This window comes from Paenibacillus monticola, from assembly GCF_009664975.1.
Taxonomy (GTDB): domain Bacteria; phylum Bacillota; class Bacilli; order Paenibacillales; family Paenibacillaceae; genus Paenibacillus_AQ; species Paenibacillus_AQ monticola.
Window position 1 is genome coordinate 1 of sequence record NZ_WJXB01000034.1, and the last position, 582, is coordinate 582.

The window sequence follows — 582 nt, forward strand, 5'->3', positions numbered from 1 at the left end:
ATCGGGTACGGGGACCGTGTCAGGCGGGCAGTTTGACTGGGGCGGTCGCCTCCTAAAGAGTAACGGAGGCGTTCCAAGGTTCCCTCAGAATGGTTGGAAATCATTCGAAGAGTGCAAAGGCATAAGGGAGCTTGACTGCGAGACCTACAAGTCGAGCAGGGACGAAAGTCGGACTTAGTGATCCGGTGGTACCGCATGGAAGGGCCATCGCTCAACGGATAAAAGCTACCCTGGGGATAACAGGCTTATCTCCCCCAAGAGTCCACATCGACGGGGAGGTTTGGCACCTCGATGTCGGCTCATCGCATCCTGGGGCTGAAGTAGGTCCCAAGGGTTGGGCTGTTCGCCCATTAAAGCGGTACGCGAGCTGGGTTCAGAACGTCGTGAGACAGTTCGGTCCCTATCTGTCGTGGGCGCAGGAAATTTGAGAGGAGCTGTCCTTAGTACGAGAGGACCGGGATGGACGTACCGCTGGTGCATCAGTTGTTCCGCCAGGAGCATGGCTGAGTAGCTACGTACGGACGGGATAAGCGCTGAAAGCATCTAAGCGTGAAGCCCCCCTCGAGATGAGATTTCCCAATT

1 rRNA gene is annotated in these 582 nt (G+C 56.4%); it reads left to right on the forward strand.

Features of this window, described 5'->3' with window-relative positions:
• Positions 1 to 582: ribosomal RNA gene (locus GJB61_RS31015) — 23S ribosomal RNA — on the forward strand; the annotation flags it as partial.